The following is a 20,769-nucleotide window of genomic DNA, read 5'->3' as shown; positions in this document are numbered from 1 at the left end:
GATGACGCAGGCACTTCCGAAACTGGGCTGGATCGGCCTTGGCAACATGGGCATTCCGATGGTGGCCAACCTGCTGGCGGCAGGGTATGACGTCACCGTCTACAACCGCACCTTGGACAAGGCTGACGCATTGCGCGCCAAAGGGGCGCAGGTGGCGTCCACGGCACAGGAGCTCGTGTCCGGCGTCGACATCGTGATCACGATGCTCACCGACTCGGCGACCGTCGAGGCGGTGCTGTTTGGCGAAGCGGGGGCAGCCGCCGCGATGCGGGCCGGGCAGACCTTGATCGACATGAGCACCATCGCCCCGGAGACGTCGCGCTCCATCGGCGCCCGTCTTCGTGCACAGGGCATCGGCTTCCTCGACGCGCCCGTCTCCGGCTCGGTCAAACCGGCGACAGACGGCACGCTCGTCATCCTCGTCGGGGGCGACAAGGAGCTCTATGAAACGTGCTCGCCGATCTTCCGTGCCCTTGGCAAAGCGTCCTACCACTTCGGGGAGAACGGCCAAGGTGCCAACGCCAAACTGGCGGTCAACCTGATGCTCGGCATCACGATGCAAGGTCTCTCCGAAGCGCTCGTGCTGGCGGAAAAGACCGGCCTCGACCGTCAGACGGTGCTCGACATGTTCGGCCAGACGGCGATCGCCTCGCCGATTCTTGCCATGAAAACGCCGAGCATCCTGGCGGGCCATTTTGATGCGGCGTTTGCGCTCAAGCACATGGAAAAAGACTTCGGCCTCGCCCTCGAAGCGGCCAAGACGGCCGAAGCCTCGCTCCCGGCCACGTCGGCTGCGCACCAGACGTTCGTCGCCGCCAAAGCGAACGGACACGGCGACCAAGACATCGCGGTCATCCTGCTCCAACTCGAAGCGATGAGCGGGATCAACCGGTAAGCCAACGGCTGAAAAAAGACGGTCTTTGCACCGTCTTTTTTCTTTTGCAGAACATGTAACTTTTTCCGATCCGAAGTGACTAATTCTTCAGAAAATAGAGAGGTGTGAGTGTGACATGAACAATCGAATTCAACAAGTCACCCATAAAATTCGTCAAGAGGTCGCAAAAGCGATCGTCGGACAACAAGATACGCTCGATCTGCTGCTCGTCGGCCTCTTCTCCGGGGGCCACGTCCTGCTGGAAGACGTGCCGGGTGTCGGCAAGACGGTGCTCGCCAAATCGCTGGCCGCCAGCATCGGCTGTGAATTTACCCGCCTGCAATGCACCCCGGATCTGCTGCCGTCCGACGTCGTCGGCACGACCGTTTTCAACCAACAGACGAGCTCGTTTGAATTCCGCCAAGGTCCGCTGTTTTCCCAACTGGTGCTCGCCGACGAGATCAACCGCGCCATCCCGCGCACGCAAGCCGCGCTGCTGGAAGCGATGGCGGAGGGACAGATCACCGTCGACGGAGCCTCGCGCCCGCTCGACCGCCCGTTCTTTGTGATCGCCACGCAAAATCCGATTGAGTCGCACGGCACGTTCCCGTTGCCGGAAGCGCAGCTCGACCGCTTTTTGATGAAAATATCGCTCGGCTATCCGACGCTGGAAGAGGAGCGCACCATTTTCCGCTACTCCCGCGAAGGCCGTTCCTCGGCGACGGTGGAGCCGGTCGTCACCCCGGACGAGATCGTCCAGGCGATGGAGGACGTCCGCCGCATCCGTTTCGCTCCCGACGTGGAGCACTACCTGCTCGAGATCGTCCGCCGCACCCGCGAGCACGACGGCATCCGCATCGGCGTCTCCCCGCGCGGCTTGATCGCGCTGGGGGCGGCCGCTCAAGCGCTGGCCGGCATTCGCGGCCGCGACTATGTGATCCCGGACGATATTCAAGAGCTGGCGGCACCCGTGCTGACCCACCGGTTGGCACTCGACCCGTCCATGCGCATCAAGCAAAAAGGGGCCGATCACCTGCTCGCGGAGATCCTCGAAGACATCGTCCCGGTACCGGTGGAGGACGACGCGGCGGGAGCATCCCGATGACCGCCCTGCTGTTCATCGGCGGACTGCTGCTGATGATCTACGCCTACTCCCGGCTCTGGGAGACAGGGACGGAAGGCAAGATCCGTTACCAGATCCGACTGCCGGAGGAGATCCGGACCGCCGGAGACGAAGGCGAGATCTGGGTGGTGTTGGAGAACACCTCTTGGTTTCCGCTCCCGTGGCTGGAACTTGCGCAGCCGCTTTGCGACGGACTGCTCGCCCGAAATGAAGACGGGGAGTGGAGCGATGTGCTCGTCCTTCGTTCCTTCCTGCTTCCTCGTCAGCGGATGCAGCGCTGTGTGCCGGTGCGCTTTGCAGCGCGGGGTCTGCATCGATTTGAATCGGGTGAACTGCGGTATGGCGACGGAATTGGCTTAAAAGACGCGTATGAGAAAGTCCACGACATGAGTTCGATCCTCGTCCGTCCGCGCCTGCTCCCGGAGGCGGACCTGCACGTGCGGCTGGACGAACTGATCGGCGAGCGGGCGGTGCAACGGTGGTACCAAGAAGACGCGTCCCGTCTGCAAGGCGTGCGGAGCTATCAACTCGGCGACCCGTACAAAGCGATCCACTGGGCGGCGACCGCCCGCACCAGCGAACTGATGATCAAACAGTTCGAGACCACGTCGCAAGCCGACTTTTGCGTCGTGATCAACGGCCAATTTTTCGAACCGTTCTGGACGGGCAGCATCCACGCCCTGCTGGAGCACGAGATCCGCGCCGCCGCCACCTGGTTGCAAGCGGCGGCGGAGCAGGGCCTGTCGATCTCCCTCTCCACCAACGCCGGCTGGACGGGGGCGGGCTCTCTGCACATCCCGCCGAACGACCGGCCGGATCACTTTGAGACCTTGCTCGCGGCACTCGGCGGGCTCAGCCACCGGGCGGCCGCTCCGTTTGAAGATCTGCTCGGCGAGCTGCGGGGGCGGTTGCGCGACCGCACGACGCTGGTGATCTTCACCGCCCACTGGAGTCCGTCCGCCGCCCTCGCCGTCGAGCATCTGCGCGCCGAAGGGCACACGATCCGGATCTTCGCCTTTCCGCGTGTCGCCGACTCCCTGCACGGACTGCCGCCGGGCATCCCGGTCACGGTGCTGGCTGTCGAGGAAGACGAGGACGACGCAGAACAAGCCACGCTCGATCAGGAGGTGTCCGCATGATCCGCTTGCTCCACCGGGTCTACCTCGCGACCATCGGCAGTTATGCCGTCGGCTACAGCGTCCTGTTCATCATTTTGAGCGGCCTCTATGCAAACGGCACCGCCTACGTGCCCGGCTATCTGCTCACCGCTGCGATCCTCGGCGGCGTGGCATACACCCGCTTTCTGCTCGGGGAGCACAGGGAGGAGAGCGGCGACAAACAGCTCCTGCTGCTCGCTCTCGGGATCGTTTTCCTGATCGCGGCGACGATCCTCTCCGTGCTGCTCCTGCCGCCGGAACACATCCTCTACCCGGTGATGACGATGCTGATCCCAGGGCTTTTGATGTGGGTGCGGATGATGGAGGCGGTCGACGACCGCACCTATTTGCGCCATGCGCTCCAACGCCATTACCGGCAGGAGATCGCCATGATCGTGGTCGCCGCCGTGCTCACCCTGATCCTGCAAGGTGACCCGCGCTGGCAGTCGCAGATGTTTCCGTTTTTCATCCTCTTCCTGTTCCTGCGCTTGCTGGCCCTGACGTGGGCTGCGCAGTGGATGCGCGGCATCGACAGCACCCCGTCCGCGCTGAACCGCCTGCAAAACAACCTGCCGCTGTTCGTCGTCGGCGGTGCCCTGCTTGGCGCCTGGCTGCTCAACGCGGTGGGCGTGCCGGTGTTCAAGGCGGTCTGGACGGCGATCGGCTATGTGCTGACCCCGCTGGTCTACGGCGTGGGCTGGTTGCTGGCGTGGCTGGGACTGGGTGACTTTCATGGCCGGTCGGGCAAACAAGAGGGCGAAGGCGAACTCACCAAACTGCCCGAGATCGACGGGAACCTGCAAGGAGCCGTCGACCCGCTGATCGTCGAAGGCACGATCATGACCCTCCTCTTGATCGCCGTCCTCGTCGTCCTGCTCCTCTACCTGCGCCATCGGGGACGCCTCCATCGCGGCCGACCCAAAGGCGGCATCGTCGAAGTGCGCGAGTTCATCCGCGGCACCGCTGCCAAGACGCCGACCCGGCGGGGCGGCGGCGTCCCGGTCGGTTCCTTGACCCGGATGCGCCGCCTCTACCGCCGCTTCCTCCACGCCATGAGAAAAGACGGCTACGGCCGCCATCCCGGCGAGACGCCCCTCGCCTACATCCGCCGTGTCGCCGTCCAGCGCCCGGAGCTCGCCGCCCCGATGCGCGAACTGACCGACCTGTACATGGACGAACGCTACGGCGAGCGCACCGTCACCGACCGGGAACCGCTGGCCGCTCGGCTGACCGACGAACTGACGGAGAACAGACCTCGTTAACCCGAGGTCTTTTTACTGATTGGGTTGTTAAATGTCAGAATATTCCCCCTCTATTAGGTATCACCGGACGAGAGGGAGGGGAATCACACATGAACTTGACCACCCTGAACCAAACGAACACCCGCAAGATCTGCATCCTGATCATTCACGGCATCGGGGAGCAGAACGTCTATGAAACGCTGGACCTGTTCACGCGCAACCTCGTCGACTCTTTGCGTCAGAGCCGCCCGGACGATGAGATCACCCTCACGCACAGCCGCGCTCAGCTGGCGGACGGGACGGAGGATTATGTGGAAGTCTGCTGCAGCCACGATCCGACCGTTCGCCTCGATGTCCACGAATACTATTGGGCGCACAACATGAAAGACGTAATCTCGTTCCAAGAGATCGTGCACTGGCTGATCCAAGCGTCGGACGGCGCTGAAAAATTTTACGAGGCCAATAACGAGCTGGTCCGCCGCTATGAAGCGTTTGAAGACGGCAAATTTAAAAAGCGCTGGTACCTCAAGCATCTCGGCTGGGTCCTGCGCGGTCTCTATAAAATGGGCCTGGTCACGCACGGGCTGATGCCGGCAGTTCTTGACCCGATCCTCCGGCTGTTCATCGGCAAACCGACGCAACTTTTGATCGACTACCTCGGCGACGTGGCGATCTACACGTCGAGCGATATGAAGTCCAAATTTTACGAAGTCCGTCAGCGCGTCCTGCAAGGGGCGATTCAAAAGATCACGTCTCTGCTCGACGACGACTACGAGAAGATCATCCTCGTCGGCCACTCCCTCGGCAGCGTCATCGCCTACGACGCGTTGAACCGCATCAATCTCTCCATGAACGACAACGAAGCGCTACGCCGCCATGCGGACAAACTGACCGACTTCATCTCCATCGGTTCGCCGCTCGACAAAGTCGCCTTTTTCTTCCGCGAGCACATCCCGCAGAGCGACTATGTCAAACGCCTCGTGCTCAACAACGTCAACGCCTTCCGCCGCATCGACGCCGAACTGCCCGCCGCGCCGGACGTCGTCTTTCAAAGCACCGTCCGCGACTGCCTCACCTCGTTAAACTGGACCAACTACTGGGACCCGAAAGACCCGATCTCAGGGCCCCTCGATTTCTACAAAGGCGTGACGAACGTGCAGGTCGACAACGGTCAGAAATGGGGATACGCGCACGTGGGGTATTGGAGCAACATGCGGATCTTCCACGATGCGGTCAAGACGGCGCGGATTCCGTATAACGGAAATTGGCAGACATGGGCCGAGCAGATCTCGTAAAAAACCTTGCACCGACCGGTCGGAAGGACTATCATGAAGTTAACTGATGCTTCTGACGGAGGGGAAAAAGATGAAAGACGTATACATTGTAAGCGCGGTCCGTTCGGCGATCACGTCGTTTGGCGGATCGTTCAAGTCGATGATGCCGAGCGGGCTCGCGGCCGATCTGATCGCGGCGGCCGTCGAGCGCGCCGGCATCGAGAAAGGGCAGGTGGAGGAGGTTATCCTCGGCCACTGCATCCAGCGCACCGACGAGCCGAACACAGCCCGTACCGCGCTGCTCAAAGCGGAGTTCCCGGATCATGTGCCGGGCATGACGATCCAGCGCCAGTGCGCGTCGGGCCTTCAGGCGATCATCTCCGGTCTGCAACAGATCCAGACCGGCAACGCCGACATCGTCGTCGCAGGCGGCGTCGAGGTGATGTCCTCCTCGCCGTATATCCTCAAAGAAAACCGCTGGGGCGCACGCCTGCAGCACAAAACGATCTACGACTCGGTCTGGGAAGTGCTGACCGATCCGCTCCAAGGCATCCTGATGGGCGTGACGGCGGAGAATCTCGCCGACAAATACAACATCTCCCGCGAAGAGCAGGACGAACTGGCCGTCGAATCGCACCGCCGTGCGATGGCCGCCATCGAATCCGGGCTGTTTGAGCGCGAGATCGTGCCGGTCAACGTGCCGCTGGGACGGGGCAAAACGCAGACGGTCACCCGCGACGAACACGCGCGTGCCGACGTCACCCTTGAAGGCATGGCGAAGCTCAAACCGGCGTTCCGCGAAGACGGCACCGTCACCGCAGGCACCGCATCCGGTCTCAATGACGGCGCGGCCGCGCTCGTGCTGATGTCGGAGGAGAAAGTCCGCGAGCTCGGCGTCAAACCGCTGGCGAAGATCGTTGCGTCGGCCGTCGCCGCTGTCGAGCCGGAGCTGATGGGCTACGGCCCGGTGCCGGCCGTCAACAAACTGCTGGCCAAAACCGGTCTACAAAAAGACGACATCCAGCTCTGGGAGATCAACGAAGCGTTTGCGGCGCAGTACATCGCCGTGGAAAAACTGCTCGACCTCGACCGCAACATCGTCAACGTCAACGGCTCCGGTCTGTCTCTCGGCCACCCGGTCGGCGCGACCGGTGCCCGCATCACCGTCTCGCTCGTCCATGAGTTGCACCATCGCGGCCTCGACCGCGGCATCGCCACGCTGTGCGTCGGCGGCGGCATGGGCGTCGCGCTGCTCGTCGAGCGCGTCTGATCCTCGTTCGTTTCCTGCACCATCCAACGGTTCCTTTCCCAGCCGGGAAAGGAATCGTTTTTTGCATTTGGGAGCACCTTACAGACAGAATCGCCACAAGGAGGACTCTTACTCATATGTACAAACAGATTACCGCACTCCTTCTGACTGCGACGCTGCTCGCAGTCGCCGATCCGGCCGCTGCGCAGACCCAACCGCCCAAACTCTGGGACATCGGCGGGGCCTATGCCAAGCAAGAGATCGAGATCCTCGTCACCGACGGCATCCTCACCGGGTATGAAGACAACACGTTCCGCCCGAACGCCTCGATGACGCGTCAGGAATTTGCGAAAGTGCTCGCCAAGGCGATGAAACTGGAGGGCGACGCCGCAGCGGCCGCCAAATTTACCGACGTGGCGCCTTGGGCGCGTCCGTACGTCGGTGCGTTGGTCAAAGCCGGTCTGACACAAGGCGTCAGCGCCACCCAGTTCGGAGCCATGCAAAACATCACCCGCGAGCAGCTCGCCGTGTTTTTCATTCGCGGCTTTGGCATGGAAGCGCTGGCGAATGACCTCGCGATGCCGTCTTCCTTCATCGACCGGGGGCAGGTGACCGGCTATGCGCAAAACGCCGTCGCCCTCGCACAGAAAGTCGGCTTTCTCAAAGGCTCGGCGTCGAGTACGGGGTATTCCTTTATGCCGCGCGGTCTGTCTGCTCGCCAAGCGGTCGCCCGTCTCGCTTATGAGTTTTACAACAACCGCGAATCGTACACAGGCCAATTTCAGACGATTCGCCAAGCGGTCGACCACCTCAAACAAGCGGAAGCGGTCACAAACGCAGCCGAGTCGTACAAGCTGAACATGGGCATGTCGGTGAAGATGATAGACTTCTCGATGCACACCGACATGATCAACGAAGTGATCGTCAAACCGGAGTACACGATGCGCATCACCGGCACCGTCACGGCGCCCGATGGCACCGGCACGCTGGTCAGCGAACCGGTCGAGTCGTACGTGTACAAAGGCTACAATTTCATGCGCGGCGTGGGCGGCGAGTGGGTCTCCGTCGAGTTGACCGCAGAAGAAAACGTCGGGCCGAGTGCGCTCTCCTCGGTCGAATCGGTACCGACCCGCTACCTGGCCGCGTACTCGACCGTCGCGGAAAACGAAGCGGAAAACACCGTCACGATCACCAGCAAGCCGTCGAGCAGCGAATATTTGTCCTTGCTCCCGCCGGACCTGCTGGAGGCGAGCGGCGGTGAAGAGGCGATCTTTACCAACGTGATCTACACGTTCGTCATCGACCGCACGACGCATCAGTTCAAGCAGATGCACATCGTGGAAGATCATGGAGCAGACGCGCAAACGACGATTGACGTCACGTTCTCCGACTACAACGCGGTGACCGACATCATCATCCCGCAGGAGATCAAAGACCTGTATGCGGGGATGTCGGCCAAGTAGGGCGATATGCCAGAAAAAAGAGAGAGCCGTCCACTCGCGGACGGCGCTCTCTTTTCATGAAAAAGGCGACTCGCAGGGTGGCGGTCGCCTGTTTCAACTACTGCTGCTTCGGCTTTTTCAAGCCTTGCTTAAACTTGATATTATTGTACTTATGCACCACATCGCCGCTCACCGCATCCACAAACACCTTCCATTCGGCAGGTGCGCTCTGGTCGAGGATCGTCACGATGTAGGTCAGCGTCACCGAGTCGGGGGTGGGGTGGGGGAAATAATACAGCATCGCCGTCGGCGGCGCGTCCGGCTTTTCCACTTTGACATCGGCCAGCGCATTTTGAATCGCCTTCGCCGCGTCGATCTTGGCCGCCGTGAACTGCTCCGAATTGGCCTCGATCTTGGGCGTGAACTGGCCGTTGACCGAGCGCACGACGCCGTTTTTGTCGATGTGGATGATGATCTCATCCCCCCAGACCGGGATGTCGCGGGCGATATGAGCGAGGCGGATGTGCGTCATGCCGAGCTCATCCTTGCTGACCTTCCGCAGGCGGAACGACTTTCGCGGGGCTTCGACGTGATACAGTTCCTTCACCGTGCCGAGGAACGTATACGCCATGTCGAGCGGTTCGCCTTTCAGCGGCTTCGACAGCCGGCCGGAGATCGAGCGGGGCGTGCCGCGCTCTTGGTCCCACTGGATCGAGATCGTGCCGCCGGACAGTTCGGTGATCTGCCGGAGCTGCCGGTGTTCATTCGGGGAGAGTTGGTCGTTGTTGTTTTCCGCCATCGCTGCGCCGGGAGCGAGCAGCACCGCCAGCGACAGGGTGAGGGACAGCCATTTCTTGTTGCGAGCTCTCATCATACAGTCTCCCTTCTGCGCCAAAAATGTCAGTTGTAGAGTGCCCCAGAAAATGTTGGTCTACGCATCTCCCGTTCTGCGCATTCTAGAGCAAAAAAGGAGCGTTGCCCCCTATGGCGACCAAAGCCGTATTTCTCGACCGCGACGGCGTGATCAACGACCACGTCCGCTATGTCAACACACCGGAAGACCTGATCCTGTTCCCCGATGCGGGACAGGCGATCAAAAGACTGAACGACGCCGGCTACAAAGTGTTCGTCGTCACCAATCAAGGCGGCGTCGGACTTGGCCACATGAAAGAGGAAAACCTCCACCTCATCCACGAAAAAATGGAGCGGGAACTGGAGCGAGACGGGGCGATCCTCGACGAGATCGCCTACTGCGCCCACAAACCCCACGCCCGCTGCGCCTGCCGAAAACCGGAGCCGAAGATGATCCTCGACCTCGCCCAAAAATACGACGTCGACCTCTCCCGGTCCTACATGGTCGGCGACCGCGACACCGACGTCATCGCAGGGCTTAAGGCGGGCGTCAAAACGATCTTCATCGGCGACCCGCACTCCCCGGCCGATCATTCCGCGCCGTCGCTGGCCAAGGCGGCCGACTGGATTCTCTCGCACGACTAAAAAAAGCCCCGCTGCCGATCCGACCGGCAGCGGGGCTTTCCTTTTTTTATTTGCGGAACATGTTCTTGATGATGAAGAATGCGTTGGCCGGACGCTCGGCGATGCGGCGGGAGAAGTAGCCGTACCAGTCGTTGCCGTACGGAACGTAGACGCGCATTGCGTAGCCTTCCTTGACCAGTTCGCGCTGCGTCTCCGGACGGACGCCGTAGAGCATTTGGAACTCGAACTGGGAGTTCGGGATGTTGTGCTTTTTCACGAGGTCTTTGGTGAAGTTGATCATCACGTCGTCGTGGGAAGCCACAGCGGTGAAGTGACCTGCGAGCAGGTGCATCTCGATGATCTTCTTGTAGTTTTTGTTGACGTCCTCCATGTTCGGGTACGCGACTTCCGGGGATTCCAGATAGGCGCCTTTGACGAGGCGGAGGTTGAGGTTTTCGTAGGTTTCTTCCAAGAGCTTCATGTCGTCGACGGTGCGGTAGAGGTACGCCTGGATGACAAGGCCGACGTGCTTGCCGTATTCCTGGCGCAGTTCGTTGAAGATCTCCATCGTCACGTCGATGTGCGCGTAGTCTTCCATGTCGATGCGGACGAAGTTGTCGTACTCGCGTGCTTTGTCGAGGATCATGCGCATATGCTTCATGCACAGCTCTTTGCTGAGGTCGAGACCCAGCGAGGTCATTTTCAGCGACATGTTGGAGTTGACGCCGCTCGCTTTGATGCCGTCGAGGACATCGAGGCAAGCGCGGGTCGAAGCCCATGCTTCATCCTCGTTGAACACAAACTCGCCGAGGTGGTCGAGCGTGACGACGAGGCCGTCGCGGTTGAGCAGCTTGACCTGTTCGAGTGCTTCTTTCAGCGTCTCGCCCGCGACAAAGCGTGCCGCGCCGAGTTTCATGCCATATTTCTTGATGAATCCGCTTACCAACGAGTTGCCGGCGACGGAGAGGACGATCTTTCGACTGAGAGACACAGAAATCTACCTCACTTTAATGACCAGAATCACTACTTTTTATAATATTTCTGATGGACAAATCCATCATTAGTATATCACAGATGAGATAGATTTTGACAACACCGTGAACGTTGTCGAACGATGAAAATTGGGCGGGCAACCGGGACGGATGCCTCATAAGGTATCGTGAGCGAGTTCCATATCGGGAGGAGACCAAAACCTTATGAGTTCCCGACGTAAACGCAAGGCCGTTCAGCCGATTCCGTATTTCTATGATGCCCGTGACGGGCGTCCGATCCCCATCGTCAATCCAAACATTATCCCGCCGATTCCGATGCCGACCGTGCCGGGGTATCCGCCCGATGTGATCACCGGCGGCACCGTCGTCACCGTGCCCGGAGGCGTCGTCACGCCGACGCCGATCCAGCCGCAGCCGTGGCAATGGCCGCTGCCGACCGACCAGTATCCCGGTTACTACCATGTGCCGATGTATCGCGACGGGGGAGCGGGGAGCGACGAAGAGACTGTGGCTGTCAGCCACGACCGAGACGACCGTTTCCTCCCGCTGCCTCCGCCGCGTCCGTTCTACCCCTATCCGCCGCCCTTCTATCCGCGTCCGAGACCTTTCCTGTACCCGTATCCGCCCTTTGTCGGGCCGGTTCCGCTGCCCGTTCCCTTGCCGTTGCCGATACCAGGGCCGTATTATTACTAAAAGAAAACGAACAGCGGGTGTCTTCAGCAGACACCCGCTGTTGTTCTGTGCCGGGGTTGCTTGCGTCCCCCTTGCAAGTTGGTTACAATGAGGGTTGTTATCGTTACCTACATAGTGAACAGGGGGTTTCATAGATGGCAGTAGGGACTTTCCGAAATGAGCATTTCCTCGACTTCGCACAGCCGGAGATTCGTGAACAAATGCTGACTGCACTTGCAAAGGTCGAAGCAGACTTTGGCCGTGAATACGATTTGGTGATCGGTGGCAAGAAGATCAAGACCGACGACAAATCGACCTCGATCAACCCGTCCAACAAAGACCAAGTGATCGGCCTGATCTCCAAGGCGGACACGGCGTTGGCGGAAGAAGCGATGACCGCAGCGCTCAACGCGTTTTCCTGGTGGAAAGACTTCGATCCGAAAGCGCGCGCTCGCGTGCTCCTGAAAGCATCGGCGATCATGCAGCGCCGCCGCTACGAGTTCCTCTCGTGGATGGTGTACGAATCCGGCAAGATCTGGGTGGAGGCGGACGTGGAGTTTGCCGAAGCGATCGACTTCCTGGAATTCTACGCGCGTGAGATGGTGCGCCTGTCCGAAGAGCAACAGCTGACCCGTTGGGAAGGCGAAGACAACGAACTGACCTACATCCCGCTGGGTGTCGGCATCGTCATCCCGCCGTGGAACTTCCCGCTGGCGATCATGGTCGGCATGACCGCATCGGCGATCGTCGCAGGCAACACCGTGCTGCTCAAGCCGGCGACCCCGACCCAAGTCATCGCAGCGAAATTCGTCGAGGTGCTGATCGAAGCCGGTCTGCCGGACGGCGTCGTCAACTTCGTACCGGGCGCAGGCTCCGTGATCGGCGACTACCTCGTCGACCATCCGAAGACCCGCTTCATCTCCTTCACCGGCTCCAAAGAAGTCGGCTGCCGCATCTACGAGCGGGCAGCGAAGGTGCACAAAGGTCAGAAATGGCTGAAGCGTGTCGTGGCGGAGATGGGTGGCAAAGACTCCATCGTCGTCGACAACGACGTCAACGTCAAAGAAGCGGCGGCGTACATCGTCCAGTCCGCCTTTGGCTACTCCGGTCAAAAATGCTCCGCTTGCTCCCGTGCGATCATCCATCAGGATGTGTATGACGCGGTGGTCGGCGAGATCGTTGAACTGACCAAAGCACTCAAAGTCGGCCCGGCGCACGAAGAAGGTCTCGGCCTCGGTCCGGTCGTCGATGAGTCGGCTTACAAAAACGTCCTGAACTACATCGAGATCGGCAAAGGCGAAGGCAAAGTCCTCGTCGGCGGCGGCAAAGCGGAAGGCAACGGCTTCTACATCCAGCCGACCGTCATCGCAGACGTTGACCGCAACGCCCGCATCTCGCAAGAAGAGATCTTCGGCCCGGTGCTGGCCGTCATCAAAGCGAAAGACTTTGACGACGCGCTGGACATCGCCAACGACACCGAGTTCGGTCTGACCGGCGGCGTGATCTCCAACAACCGTTTCCACCTGGAGCGCGCACGTCGCGAGTTCCACGTCGGCAACCTGTACTTCAACCGCAAGATCACCGGCGCGCTCGTCGGCGTCCAACCGTTCGGCGGCTTCAACATGTCCGGCACCGACTCCAAAGCGGGCGGCTACGACTACCTGCTCCAATTCACCCAAGCAAAAACCGTCGTCGAACGCTTCTAATTCGCGACACGAAAAACCACCCGTCTTTGGCGGGTGGTTTTTATCACATCTGGGAGCGGAATTGATCTTCGACCATCATTCTCAAGGGGTGATCTTTATGCTTCGTCTGTCTGTCATCGGTCTCGTCACGGGTGTGTTGCTCGGTCTGCTCCTGGTCCTCCTCGCAACAGCTACAGGCGACCCGCTCGACGTCGTGTTGCTCGACCTGTCCTATATCCCGGTCTTGAGCACCTTCAATACCCCGATCATCCAATGGCTCCTGCATTTCCTCGTCGCCATCATCGCTGCGATGGCGTATCGCTACATCTATTTGCGCGTCCTTCCGGCCAACTTCATCACCGGCGCTCTCTACGGTCTGCTCACGTCCCTGATCTATTTTGTCCTCCAACCGCTGGCCGCTCCCGAGCTCTCCGGGCAACTCCGACCGCTCGTGTGGTGGTTCGCCGCGCACGCCCTGTACGGCGTCGCCCTCCACGCGCTCACAAAGTTTTCCTTTTCGAGACACAATTCATTCATTTGATCTTGCCCACTCCTTGCGGTATGATGACTTTGACAAAAAATACATAGTAGAAAATGGTGACTCCACATGACCTTTAACGACACTTTCTTGCGATCGATTCGCAAAGAATCGGTCGACCATATCCCAGTCTGGTACATGCGCCAAGCCGGCCGTTACCAACCGAGCTACCGTAAAATCAAAGAAAAATTCTCGCTCGAACAGATCACCGAGCAACCGGAACTCTGCGCCGAAGTAACCATCGCGCCGATTGAGCAACTCGGCGTCGACGCTGCGATCCTCTACTCCGACATCATGACCCCGATCAAACCGATGGGTATCGATGTCGAGATCAAAGCGGGCATCGGCCCGGTCATCTCCAACCCGGTCCGCACTCTGGCTGACGTTAACGCCATGCGCGTCCCGAACGCCAAAGAAGACCTGCCGTTCGTCATCGAGACCATCGAGATCCTCGTCCGCGAACTGAAAGTCCCGCTGATCACCTTCGCAGGCGCGCCGTTCACCCTCGCTTCCTATATCATTGAGGGCGGCCCGTCCCGCAATTATTACAAGACCAAGCAGATGATGTACAGCGCCCCGGACGTCTGGAACGCGCTGATGGACAAACTGTCCGACATGATCCTCTCCTATATGAAGGCACACATCGAAGCGGGTGCCCAAGCGATCCAGATCTTCGACTCCTGGGTCGGTTCGCTCTCCCAAAGCGACTACCGCACCTACGTGTTGCCGACCATGAAAAAGATCTTCACCGGCCTGCAAGAACTCAACGTGCCGAAGATCTACTTTGGCGTCGGCACCGGCGAACTGATGCGCATCTGGAGCGAACTCCCGGTCGACGTGATCGGCGTCGACTGGCGCGTCCCGCTCGACCAAGCACGCGAGCGCGTGGGGAGCAAATTCTCTCTGCAAGGCAACCTCGACCCGGCTTATCTGCTGGCACCGGAAGACGTGCGCTTTGCCGAAGCAGCCCGCATCCTCGACATGGGCATGGCTCAGCCGGGCTTTGTCTTCAACCTCGGACACGGCATCTTCCCGGAGGCGGACGTCGACGTGCTCAAACGCCTGACCGACTTTGTTCATGAATACTCCGCCCGGAGGTTGAGCCGCTAATGTCGAAACGACCGGTCGGCATCCTCGTCATGGCGTACGGCACCCCGCGCAGCATCGACGAGGTCTTGCCTTACTACACGCACATCAGACGCGGTCGCGCTCCGGAGCCGCAGCAGTTGCAGGACCTGATCGACCGCTACGAGGCGATCGGCGGCCTCTCGCCGCTGAACAAGATCACCGCCGACCAAGTCGACGGCCTGCACCGCGCTCTCACCGAGCTCGACCCGGACACCGAATACAAGATGTACACCGGCATGAAACACTGGCACCCGTTCATCGAAGAGACGGTCGAGAAAATGGTCGCCGACGGCATCGAGACGGCCATCGGCGTCGTCCTCGCGCCGCACTACTCGACGATGAGCATCGGCACCTACATCAAATACGCGCAGGAGTCCATCGAAAAACACGGCGGCCCGCAGATGACGTTCGTTGAGAGCTGGCATCTGCAACCGCTTTTCATCGACTCCACCGCCAAACGCGTGCAGGCTGCGCTGGAGCAGTTTGCCCCCGAAGAGCGTGACGCGGTAAAGATCTTCTACACCGCGCACTCCCTCCCGGAGCGCATCCTCCAAGTCGGCGACCCGTACCCGAAACAGATCGAAGAGACCGGTGCTGCCGTCTCCGAGCAGATCGGCCACCGCAACTGGTCGACCGCCTGGCAATCGGCAGGGCGCACCCCGGAGCCGTGGCTCGGCCCTGACATCCTCGACGTGATCCGCTTCCAAGCGAACGCGGGCATCAAAGGCCTGATCATCGCGCCGATCGGCTTTGTCTCCGATCATCTGGAAGTCCTCTACGACATCGACATCGAAGCGCAAAAACTGGCGGAGGAACTCGGCGTCAAACTGGTTCGCCCCGCCTCGCCGAACGACGAATCGCAATTTTTGCAAGGAGTCGCCACGGCCGTTTTGCAACAAGCGAAAAAGGGATGAGAACGCATGGCAGACAAAGCGAACGGCAAACAGGTCGTCATCATCGGCGGGGGCATCACCGGCCTTAGCACCGCCTACTATCTGGAGCAGGCGGCCCGCGCACAAGGCCACAGCCTCACGATCACTCTGCTGGAGGCGGACAACCGCCTCGGGGGCAAGATCAAGACCGATGAGATCGACGACTTTGTCATCGAGGCGGGACCGGACTCCTTCCTCGTGCGCAAACCGCAGGCGGTCGAGCTCTGTCGGGAGCTCGGCATCGACGGCGAACTGGTCGGCACCAACCCGCACAACAAAAAGACCTACATCCTCCACGAAGGCAAGCTCCACCGCATCCCGCAAGGCTTGAACATCGGCATCCCGACCCAGTTCATGCCGTTTGCCACCACCGGCCTCCTGTCGATGGGCGGCAAACTGCGGGCGGGGCTGGACCTCGTCCTGCCGAAACACCAGCAAAAAGGCGATCAGTCGCTGGGTGCCTTCCTGGAGCGCCGCCTCGGCAAAGAAGTCGTCGACCACATGGCCGAACCGCTGCTGGCCGGCATCTACGCCGGGGACCTGCGCAAACTGAGTCTGCGCGCCACCTTCCCGCAGTTTGAGCAACTGGAGCAAAACTACGGCTCCCTCGTGCGCGGCATGCTGGCCCAAGCCCGCGAAGCCAAAGCGAAAGCGGCCGTGCCGCAACAGCCGGAGCTCGGGCAGAAGCCGTTGCCCAACTCCGTCTTTGTCACCTTCCCGAACGGCCTCGAACGCCTGATTCGCGGCATCGCGGACGCATTGACCCAGACCGACGTGCGCCTCTCCACCGCCGTCGAGGAGATCACCCCGCGTGAGGAGGGCGGTTACACCGTGCGGCTGGCAGCAGGGGAGACCCTCACCGCAGACGCCGTCGTGCTGACCGCGCCGACCTTCGAATCGGCCAAGCTCCTGCCGCAGGAGCTCGTCTCCGGCTCGCACCTGACCCAAGTCCCGTACGCTTCGGTCGCCACCTGCGTTCTCGCCTTTGACAAAGGCGTCATCGACTACCCGCTGGACGGCACCGGATTTGTCATCCCGCACAAAGAAGGCACCACGATCACCGCGTGCACCTGGACGTCGAGCAAATGGTCGCACACGGCGAAAAACGGCAAAGTCCTGATGCGCTTCTACGTCGGCCGCGCCGGGGAAGAGGCGATCGTCGACGAGTCGGACGAAACGATCGTCGCCCGCGTCCGCGCCGATGTGAAAAAGATCATGGGCATCACCGCCGAGCCGATGTTCACCCGCGTCGCCCGTTGGCGTCGTTCGATGCCGCAGTACACCGTCGGCCACCTCGACCGCGTGAAAACGTTCGTCGACCAGGCGGCCCGCGACCTGCCGGGCGTGTTCTTCGCCGGAGCGGGATTTACCGGCCTTGGCATCCCTGACACCATCGGGCAGGGCAAACAGACGGCCGGGCAGATCGTGTCCTTTTTGACGAAATAACGAACACCGAGAGAGCCGTTCTTTGCGAACGGCTCTCTTTTTTGCATACCGGACCGCGTCTCGACGTACTCTAAACCTGTTGAAAAAATCCGTTTCCGCCATCGGGTGCCTGTGGGGGACGAAGTGTGTCGCCTCCTCACAAAATATTCACAAAATTTTTCGATAATTCACTTGAATTCCCGTCTCCCTTTGGTATAATTCTAAATAACAGATCGCGACTAGGAAGGAATGAAATGAAATGAGTAAAAAGAATGATTGCTGCTGCCTGTGCCAAGCTGAGACGGAGTTTGAGGCTGACACTCCGTCCTACGAGCGCTCCCATTACATCGACACGGCAGGCCAACTCTGCCCGGAGTGCTACTCGGTCATCGCCGTCAACAAAGAGTGGCACAACCTGCTGTAGCAAACGAACACAGAGAAAACCTCCCGCCGGCGGACGGGAGGTTTTTCTTATTTTCTTACTTATACAGCTCCGGACGGCGATCCTCGAAGATCGGGATGCGGCTGCGGATCTCCGGCACTACGCTGAGGTCGATGGTGACATGGTGGATGCCTTCTGTCTCGTCCGCTTCGAGCAGGATCTCGCCCCACGGGTCGATCACCATCGAGTGGCCGAAGAACTCCGTCTCGCCGCCAAAGCCGACGCGGTTGCAGGAGATGACGAACGTCTGGTTTTCAATCGCGCGGGCGATCTGCAGGTGCCGCCAGTGGTTCAGGCGCGGATGCGGCCACTCGGCCGGGACAAACAGCGCCTGCGCGCCGTTGAGCACCATCGTGCGGGAGAGCTCCGGGAAGCGCAGATCGTAGCAGATCATCGACCCGATCTGCACGCCGTCGACCGTAAACTCGCCGAGTCGGTCGCCGCCTTGGAGGTATTTTTCCTCGTCCATCAGGCGGAACAGATGCACTTTGGAGTACGTGCCCGTCACTTGGCCTTTCCGGTCGAAGAGATAGGTGGTGTTGTAGACTTGACCGTCGCGCAGATCGGAGACCGACCCGGCGTGGATGTTGACGTTGTAAGTCCGAGCGAGCTCGCTCATCATCGCCCGGGTCTGCTCGCCGTTGCGGTCGGCGACCTCTTTGATGTTTTGCAGCGAGTAGCCGGTGTTCCACATCTCCGGCAGCACGATCAGATCGGTGCCGGCAGCTGCGGCTTTCTCCACCCATTCGCGAGCCTTGGCTTGGTTGACCTCCGGCTGCCCGAGGGCGATGTCCATTTGGAGCAGGGCAATGCGCAGTTGCGTCATCTGGGATTCCTCCGTTCGATCCGTTGAGATTCTGTCTTTAGATTACCATGATATGCAAGGAAAGAGAAGAAGCCGAGCGGGCAAGTGCGCCGCTCGGCTGCTCATGAAAAGAGGGGAAACTCACAAGATATGTAGGGGAGTGGAAGGATAAGGAAGATTCGATTAAGATGTGTGTATGACGTTACTTCAGCATGACCTCCACAACCTGAGAAACAAATACGAGATCCCGCAAATTCGCTTTGGCTATGAACCTGCAACTGATGTGGATACTTGTTTGTTTTCAAATAGATGTGATGAACGCCGGACTATAATTGAGTCGGCATAGCCGAAAAAGAAGCATTGCCTGAGGGGTTACGAAGATAGAGGAGGATACAATTTCCAGTATGTAGGGGACCATCGAGACGTTGTGATTCAAGAAAACCGTTTAAAGTACATGGGTTCGTCTGAATATCGATAATTTGCGAGATGAACCTTTCTGTCGTTTCTAGATAATTCAATAAGCCACATAAGCTTCCTGTTCAAAACTTTGTGCCATACTACCTATATCTCTTTCAAAAGGAGCCCCCACCCCCCATGAAAAAAATCGACGTCGTCGGCGCCGTCCTTCGCAATGAAAAAAACGAAGTGCTCTGCGCACTTCGCTCACAAACCATGTCCATGCCCGGCCTCTGGGAGTTCCCCGGCGGCAAGATCGAGCCCGGCGAGACGCCGCAACAGAGTCTGTGCCGGGAGATCCGCGAAGAGCTCGGCTGCGACATCGAGGTCGGGGAGCTGGTCGCCGACGCTACCCACGAATACCCCGCCATCACCGTCCGCCTCATCACCTACCACGCCACAGTGGTAAACGGAACACCGCAAGCCACCGAGCATGAAAAACTCACATGGCTGCCCATCCAAGACCTGCCCACCCTCGACTGGGCACCGGCCGACCTGCCGACGATCGAAGTGTTGCTTGCGTCCGTGTGATCGCGCTCTACAACACAATCCCACGCTCCGCCAATACCTGCCCCGTATACCGCGTCACCTCGCGCAACACCTGCACCGCCCGCGTCATGTCACCCTCCGCCTCATAGAGCCCCGCCATCGCCTGCATCGTCTCTACCCACTCCTTCACAGCCTCCCGCTGCCGGAACCCGTCTGCGGCCAACGCAAACCGCCGCAACGCTTCCGGCCGGTCTCCGGCCGCCAGCGCGATCCGCCCCCGCACCTCTTGCACCCACGCCTGATACACATGCAACTCCGGCAACAACGCCCGTGCCCGTCGACAAGCCTCCTCCGCCGCACCCGCATCTCCCGCGACGACCTGCAACCTCGCCAACTCCACCCACGCCACGCCTTCCTCCACACCGTCTCCCAACCGGCGAAACTCCTCCACACACGCCACGAGATCCGCCATCGCCTCATCCACCAGCCCGGCCTGACCCCGCGCCACCGCATGCATCCGCCGCAACGTCGCCGTCATCCGCAGATTCTCCAACGCCGCATACCCGCCGATGGCGAGCTCCGCATAGGAGGAACTCTTCTCAAAATCGTCCACCTTCCGATACCCGTCTGCCAACGCCAGATACGCCCCGGAGATCTCCTGCACACTCTCCGTCCCTTGGAGGCGTTCGACAGCTTGCAAATAAGCCCCGAGCGCTTCCTCCACGCGCCCGAGCTGCGTATACGCCGACCCGATCTGCACATACAACTGCCCGGTGAGCAACGGATCTTCCCGCTCCAGTGCCGCCGACTCCTCCAACGCACCCTGCCACTGATACAACGCCAGCGTGTAGTTCTTCCGCTGAAACTCAATCTCCCCGAGCGACCGCAACACCTGCACATTTACCAGCGCGTCATTGCGCATGATGGCGAGTTCCCGGACATGTTTTAGCATCTGCTCCGCCTCGGTCAACTGCCCCGTGTGGAGATAGCACTGCCCGAGATCCAGATACAGATCCACACTCGACACCGCAGCACGAGGTGTCTGGATCAAGTCTTCGAGGAGCGGGATCGCCGCTCTGTATTCCTTTGCCAAGACCATCGCCCGCGCCATCTTGTAAGCGCTGACGACCTCCAGATTGAGTTCGACATCGACGAGCAGCCGCTCCAACGGTACGTCGAGCCGCTCGGAGATCGAGTAAAGCATTTTGTACGAGGGACGCGCCCGGTCCGACTCGACCTGCGAGATCATCGACGGAGTGCAAAGCCCTGCGGCGAGATCGATTTGGGTGAGCCCCTTACGCAGACGCAGTTCGCGAATGCGGCGGCCGAGGGAGAAGGGCTGTGTGCTGGAATCATGGATCTTCACTAT

General features: G+C 60.1%; 20 protein-coding genes. 16 read left to right on the top strand and 4 right to left on the bottom strand.

The genetic code is table 11. The features are described from left to right. Nucleotide 1 precedes the first annotated feature (1 nt). The 7 genes from OS242_RS17590 to OS242_RS17560 all read left to right on the top strand — a co-directional run bounded on the left by OS242_RS17590 (nucleotide 2) and on the right by OS242_RS17560 (nucleotide 8,381). On the top strand, nucleotides 2-895 hold the full coding sequence (locus OS242_RS17590) for an NAD(P)-dependent oxidoreductase (protein WP_267153006.1): 894 nt from the start codon (nucleotides 2-4) through the stop codon (nucleotides 893-895). A 115-nt stretch (nucleotides 896-1,010) separates the two neighbouring features. After that, nucleotides 1,011-1,979 carry an AAA family ATPase gene (locus OS242_RS17585; protein WP_267153005.1) on the top strand — a complete coding sequence of 323 codons (969 nt, stop codon included), beginning with the start codon at nucleotides 1,011-1,013 and terminating at the stop codon, nucleotides 1,977-1,979. Beyond that, on the top strand, nucleotides 1,976-3,136 hold the full coding sequence (locus OS242_RS17580; RefSeq protein ID WP_267153004.1) for a DUF58 domain-containing protein: 1,161 nt from the start codon (nucleotides 1,976-1,978) through the stop codon (nucleotides 3,134-3,136). Before OS242_RS17585 ends, OS242_RS17580 begins: the two co-directional genes overlap by 4 nt. After that, on the top strand, nucleotides 3,133-4,416 hold the full coding sequence (locus tag OS242_RS17575; RefSeq protein ID WP_267153003.1) for a DUF4129 domain-containing protein: 1,284 nt from the start codon (nucleotides 3,133-3,135) through the stop codon (nucleotides 4,414-4,416). The genes OS242_RS17580 and OS242_RS17575 overlap by 4 nt, the downstream gene beginning before the upstream one ends. Before the next feature lie 89 nt (nucleotides 4,417-4,505). Continuing rightward, on the top strand, nucleotides 4,506-5,690 hold the full coding sequence (locus tag OS242_RS17570) for an alpha/beta hydrolase (protein WP_267153002.1): 1,185 nt from the start codon (nucleotides 4,506-4,508) through the stop codon (nucleotides 5,688-5,690). A gap of 70 nt (nucleotides 5,691-5,760) precedes the next feature. Then, nucleotides 5,761-6,939 carry a thiolase family protein gene (locus OS242_RS17565; RefSeq protein ID WP_267153001.1) on the top strand — a complete coding sequence of 393 codons (1,179 nt, stop codon included), beginning with the start codon at nucleotides 5,761-5,763 and terminating at the stop codon, nucleotides 6,937-6,939. Nucleotides 6,940-7,055: 116 nt separating this feature from the next. Then, on the top strand, nucleotides 7,056-8,381 hold the full coding sequence (locus OS242_RS17560) for an S-layer homology domain-containing protein (RefSeq protein ID WP_267153000.1): 1,326 nt from the start codon (nucleotides 7,056-7,058) through the stop codon (nucleotides 8,379-8,381). Nucleotides 8,382-8,478: 97 nt separating this feature from the next. Here OS242_RS17560 and OS242_RS17555 read toward each other — a convergent pair whose 3' ends face one another. Further along, nucleotides 8,479-9,231, bottom strand: coding sequence for a hypothetical protein (locus tag OS242_RS17555; protein ID WP_267152999.1), 753 nt, complete (start codon nucleotides 9,229-9,231; stop codon nucleotides 8,479-8,481). Nucleotides 9,232-9,344: 113 nt separating this feature from the next. Here OS242_RS17555 and OS242_RS17550 point away from each other — a divergent pair, with 113 nt between their 5' ends. Next, nucleotides 9,345-9,857, top strand: a complete 513-nt coding sequence (locus OS242_RS17550) for a D-glycero-alpha-D-manno-heptose-1,7-bisphosphate 7-phosphatase (RefSeq protein WP_267152998.1) — start codon at nucleotides 9,345-9,347, stop codon at nucleotides 9,855-9,857. A gap of 46 nt (nucleotides 9,858-9,903) precedes the next feature. Here OS242_RS17550 and OS242_RS17545 read toward each other — a convergent pair whose 3' ends face one another. Beyond that, nucleotides 9,904-10,833 carry a proline dehydrogenase family protein gene (locus OS242_RS17545; protein ID WP_407702126.1) on the bottom strand — a complete coding sequence of 310 codons (930 nt, stop codon included), beginning with the start codon at nucleotides 10,831-10,833 and terminating at the stop codon, nucleotides 9,904-9,906. A gap of 199 nt (nucleotides 10,834-11,032) precedes the next feature. Between OS242_RS17545 and OS242_RS17540 the strand changes: the two genes are divergently transcribed. The 7 genes from OS242_RS17540 (at nucleotide 11,033) to OS242_RS17510 (ending at nucleotide 17,632) form a co-directional block, all read left to right on the top strand. After that, a complete protein-coding gene (locus OS242_RS17540) occupies nucleotides 11,033-11,521 on the top strand; it encodes a hypothetical protein (RefSeq protein ID WP_267152997.1) in 489 nt (162 codons plus the stop codon). A gap of 134 nt (nucleotides 11,522-11,655) precedes the next feature. Continuing rightward, nucleotides 11,656-13,206, top strand: coding sequence for an L-glutamate gamma-semialdehyde dehydrogenase (gene pruA, locus OS242_RS17535; protein WP_267152996.1), 1,551 nt, complete (start codon nucleotides 11,656-11,658; stop codon nucleotides 13,204-13,206). 97 nt (nucleotides 13,207-13,303) lie between these two features. Next, nucleotides 13,304-13,726, top strand: a complete 423-nt coding sequence (locus OS242_RS17530; RefSeq protein ID WP_267152995.1) for a hypothetical protein — start codon at nucleotides 13,304-13,306, stop codon at nucleotides 13,724-13,726. A 66-nt stretch (nucleotides 13,727-13,792) separates the two neighbouring features. Then, on the top strand, nucleotides 13,793-14,833 hold the full coding sequence (gene hemE / locus OS242_RS17525) for a uroporphyrinogen decarboxylase (protein ID WP_267152994.1): 1,041 nt from the start codon (nucleotides 13,793-13,795) through the stop codon (nucleotides 14,831-14,833). Further along, the gene (hemH, locus tag OS242_RS17520; RefSeq protein ID WP_267152993.1) at nucleotides 14,833-15,765 is read left to right on the top strand and encodes a ferrochelatase; all 933 of its coding nucleotides are present in this window, start codon (nucleotides 14,833-14,835) and stop codon (nucleotides 15,763-15,765) included. Before hemE ends, hemH begins: the two co-directional genes overlap by 1 nt. Nucleotides 15,766-15,771: 6 nt before the next feature. Then, on the top strand, nucleotides 15,772-17,229 hold the full coding sequence (gene hemG / locus OS242_RS17515; RefSeq protein WP_267152992.1) for a protoporphyrinogen oxidase: 1,458 nt from the start codon (nucleotides 15,772-15,774) through the stop codon (nucleotides 17,227-17,229). Nucleotides 17,230-17,467: 238 nt separating this feature from the next. Further along, nucleotides 17,468-17,632, top strand: coding sequence for a hypothetical protein (locus OS242_RS17510; protein WP_267152991.1), 165 nt, complete (start codon nucleotides 17,468-17,470; stop codon nucleotides 17,630-17,632). A gap of 55 nt (nucleotides 17,633-17,687) precedes the next feature. On the opposite strand, the gene OS242_RS17505 is transcribed toward OS242_RS17510, so the two are convergent. Continuing rightward, nucleotides 17,688-18,476 (bottom strand): carbon-nitrogen family hydrolase, encoded by a 789-nt coding sequence (locus OS242_RS17505; protein ID WP_267152990.1) that lies wholly within the window; start codon nucleotides 18,474-18,476, stop codon nucleotides 17,688-17,690. 573 nt (nucleotides 18,477-19,049) lie between these two features. Between OS242_RS17505 and mutT the strand changes: the two genes are divergently transcribed. Continuing rightward, nucleotides 19,050-19,442, top strand: coding sequence for an 8-oxo-dGTP diphosphatase MutT (gene mutT, locus OS242_RS17500; RefSeq protein ID WP_267152989.1), 393 nt, complete (start codon nucleotides 19,050-19,052; stop codon nucleotides 19,440-19,442). Nucleotides 19,443-19,449: 7 nt separating this feature from the next. Here mutT and OS242_RS17495 read toward each other — a convergent pair whose 3' ends face one another. Beyond that, nucleotides 19,450-20,766, bottom strand: coding sequence for a helix-turn-helix domain-containing protein (locus OS242_RS17495; protein WP_267152988.1), 1,317 nt, complete (start codon nucleotides 20,764-20,766; stop codon nucleotides 19,450-19,452). Nucleotides 20,767-20,769 lie beyond the last annotated feature (3 nt).

The sequence above is a fragment of the Tumebacillus lacus genome (assembly GCF_026410385.1).
Classification (GTDB): Bacteria; Bacillota; Bacilli; order Tumebacillales; family Tumebacillaceae; genus Tumebacillus; species Tumebacillus lacus.
Note: the sequence above shows the minus strand (reverse complement) of the source record. Positions and strands in the feature narration are given on the sequence as shown.

Bases quoted from the DNA above. Each gene is read 5' to 3' on its own strand.
- OS242_RS17590 (WP_267153006.1), top strand. From the start codon at position 2: ATGACGCAGGCACTTCCGAAACTGGGCTGGATCGGCCTTGGCAACATG.
- OS242_RS17585 (WP_267153005.1), top strand. From the start codon at position 1,011: ATGAACAATCGAATTCAACAAGTCACCCATAAAATTCGTCAAGAGGTC.
- OS242_RS17580 (WP_267153004.1), top strand. From the start codon at position 1,976: ATGACCGCCCTGCTGTTCATCGGCGGACTGCTGCTGATGATCTACGCC.
- OS242_RS17575 (WP_267153003.1), top strand. From the start codon at position 3,133: ATGATCCGCTTGCTCCACCGGGTCTACCTCGCGACCATCGGCAGTTAT.
- OS242_RS17570 (WP_267153002.1), top strand. From the start codon at position 4,506: ATGAACTTGACCACCCTGAACCAAACGAACACCCGCAAGATCTGCATC.
- OS242_RS17565 (WP_267153001.1), top strand. From the start codon at position 5,761: ATGAAAGACGTATACATTGTAAGCGCGGTCCGTTCGGCGATCACGTCG.
- OS242_RS17560 (WP_267153000.1), top strand. From the start codon at position 7,056: ATGTACAAACAGATTACCGCACTCCTTCTGACTGCGACGCTGCTCGCA.
- OS242_RS17555 (WP_267152999.1), bottom strand. From the start codon at position 9,231: ATGAGAGCTCGCAACAAGAAATGGCTGTCCCTCACCCTGTCGCTGGCG.
- OS242_RS17550 (WP_267152998.1), top strand. From the start codon at position 9,345: ATGGCGACCAAAGCCGTATTTCTCGACCGCGACGGCGTGATCAACGAC.
- OS242_RS17540 (WP_267152997.1), top strand. From the start codon at position 11,033: ATGAGTTCCCGACGTAAACGCAAGGCCGTTCAGCCGATTCCGTATTTC.
- pruA (WP_267152996.1), top strand. From the start codon at position 11,656: ATGGCAGTAGGGACTTTCCGAAATGAGCATTTCCTCGACTTCGCACAG.
- OS242_RS17530 (WP_267152995.1), top strand. From the start codon at position 13,304: ATGCTTCGTCTGTCTGTCATCGGTCTCGTCACGGGTGTGTTGCTCGGT.
- hemE (WP_267152994.1), top strand. From the start codon at position 13,793: ATGACCTTTAACGACACTTTCTTGCGATCGATTCGCAAAGAATCGGTC.
- hemH (WP_267152993.1), top strand. From the start codon at position 14,833: ATGTCGAAACGACCGGTCGGCATCCTCGTCATGGCGTACGGCACCCCG.
- hemG (WP_267152992.1), top strand. From the start codon at position 15,772: ATGGCAGACAAAGCGAACGGCAAACAGGTCGTCATCATCGGCGGGGGC.
- OS242_RS17510 (WP_267152991.1), top strand. From the start codon at position 17,468: ATGAGTAAAAAGAATGATTGCTGCTGCCTGTGCCAAGCTGAGACGGAG.
- OS242_RS17505 (WP_267152990.1), bottom strand. From the start codon at position 18,476: ATGACGCAACTGCGCATTGCCCTGCTCCAAATGGACATCGCCCTCGGG.
- mutT (WP_267152989.1), top strand. From the start codon at position 19,050: ATGAAAAAAATCGACGTCGTCGGCGCCGTCCTTCGCAATGAAAAAAAC.